Below are 591 nucleotides of genomic sequence, written 5' to 3' on the forward strand. Positions count from 1 at the left end.
ATGTAGAGGTCGAGTTTAGATGCAAGTTCAAGGAGCGAAAGGTGGATGGGTAGGTTATATAGGGATATAGCACAGAGATATATAGCAAAGAGATACTTTTGAGCAATGTTTCAGGGCACAGTATTCGCGGTGTAGTAGTTACGGTGCGGTGCGTTTTTGGATTTTTCAAAGTGCGTCTTCAAAGCGCTTTTGGTTTTCAAAGCGCTCTGAAGTTCCTATACTTTCTAGAGAATAGGAACTTCGGAATAGGAACTTCAAAGCGTTTCCGAAAACGAGCGCTTCCGAAAATGCAACGCGAGCTGCGCACATACAGCTCACTGTTCACGTCGCACCTATATCTGCGTGTTGCCTGTATATATATATACATGAGAAGAACGGCATAGTGCGTGTTTATGCTTAAATGCGTACTTATATGCGTCTATTTATGTAGGATGAAAGGTAGTCTAGTACCTCCTGTGATATTATCCCATTCCATGCGGGGTATCGTATGCTTCCTTCAGCACTACCCTTTAGCTGTTCTATATGCTGCCACTCCTCAATTGGATTAGTCTCATCCTTCAATGCTATCATTTCCTTTGATATTGGATCATA

1 protein-coding gene is annotated in these 591 nt (G+C 42.3%); it reads right to left on the reverse strand.

Translation table 11 applies throughout. The annotated features are described in order from the left end of the window. Positions 1-408: 408 nt before the first annotated feature. The coding region (locus tag LJE09_RS17345; RefSeq protein ID WP_002283382.1) for a hypothetical protein at positions 409-591 on the reverse strand (183 nt) is incomplete at its 5' end.

It is taken from the genome of Blautia sp. DFI.3.45, assembly GCF_020593505.1.
Taxonomy (GTDB): Bacteria; Bacillota; Clostridia; order Lachnospirales; family Lachnospiraceae; genus Blautia_A; species Blautia_A wexlerae.